The sequence below is a fragment of the Terasakiella pusilla DSM 6293 genome, from assembly GCF_000688235.1.
GTDB classification, from domain to species: Bacteria; Pseudomonadota; Alphaproteobacteria; order Rhodospirillales; family Terasakiellaceae; genus Terasakiella; species Terasakiella pusilla.
Map to the genome: position 1 here is coordinate 1 of NZ_JHYO01000080.1, position 1,478 is coordinate 1,478.

The 1,478-nt window shown below is 45.3% G+C and carries 1 protein-coding gene; it reads right to left on the reverse strand.

Annotated elements, in window-relative coordinates; all coding sequences use genetic code 11:
• Nucleotides 1-135: 135 nt before the first annotated feature.
• Nucleotides 136-1,478, reverse strand: a 1,343-nt coding sequence (locus Q397_RS23650; protein ID WP_205618874.1) for a site-specific integrase, incomplete at its 5' end; no start/stop codon positions are given.

Here is a 1,478-nt window from a genome sequence, read left to right on the forward strand (position 1 = left end):
CAGCGGATTACGGTGAAGCATTACGTCGGGTAAGAACGGTGTCATATGACATTGCAATGATGTTTGATGATGTTCGTCGTAATGGTGATGGGGTCCGTCGTTGGAGGCGTAGCCTGCAACGCTGGAACTTCTTCATCAATAGCTGGCATCGCTTTCTTTAATGCCGAAGATCGTCTTATTGCAACCTTCAAGGTCTGAGTAGCAGATCATGTTCAGTGCATTCGATAGCACCGATACGGAGTAGCCGCGACCATAGCTGGCTTCTACACCACGGTTGCCAGTCCAGCCACCAAGGGCCAAGGCTACATCATGCTGAATTCCTGCGTTACGCATTGCGTCCCTGAAATTATGTCTAAAACTGTGAAACGAAGTGCGTTCTTCACGGGCATTGCAGCGTGTTAGAAACTGCGGAAAATATTTGCTGAACGCATGCGACAAATAGGCTCCTTCAATCTTTGGAAGGTCGGGGAATAGTTTGCCAGCTTTTGGCAGCGTAGAGTGGTATTCGATGAAGTTTTGGTCAAGAATACGCTTGTGAACCGGCACTACACGCTCTGACGCGGCAGTCTTTACGTTTTTATCATTAGGACCATGAATGGCTTTGTCGGTTATGTGGAAGCATAATACACCATCAAGTTCAAGAATGTCTTCGGCGTTCATCTGGCAAATCTCATTCAGACGCATACCAGAATAAAGGGCGATGATGGGTATCCAGAAGCGGCTGGGCCAAGATTTGTATGCCTGCTTGGTGAACACCGGGTTTGAAAATATTTTAAGCAGTTGAGTATCGCTGAATGGCAATCGTTTGTCTTTTGCCTTCACATCTTCTTCCAATTGAAGACCGCGAGCGGGATTACGGGTCAACAAATCTTCTTTCACTGCCCAGTTCAACAGTGCTGATAAGTTCAGAAGATATTTATTGATGGTCGATGGTGATAATGTTTCTAAGCCACGCTTCTTCGCGATTTCGGATATTTTTCGCCATGATTTACCGGGAAATCGTCTTTGAGCATGCGGTGGCAAATATCGGAGAACTTCAAGTGTCTGTCTGCACACAGTGCGATCAATTTGAACAATGGGTGTGTTCTTACCGATGACACTGCTTAAAACGCCATAAACAGCATTATATTCAATGATGGATTTGTTTGATCGCTTTTTCATCGGATCATCCATGTATCGCTTGAATAATTCTTCAAGGGTCACAACAGGCCCATTGGGTGCTTTGTGGCCCATGCCTACAAGAACCCGATTGGTGATGTTTGCAATCAGATCATCAATCTCGATATTTCGAAACGGGTTCGAAATATTTGCTGACGAATCTGGTGATGATTTTGTGGTAGAAAACGGGACTTGTGTCACAGTTTTGTGTGCCAGTTTTATCGAGACCCCATCACCATTACGACGAACATCATCAAACATCATTGCAATGTCATATGACACCGTTCTTACCCGACGTAATGCTTCACCGTAATCCGCTG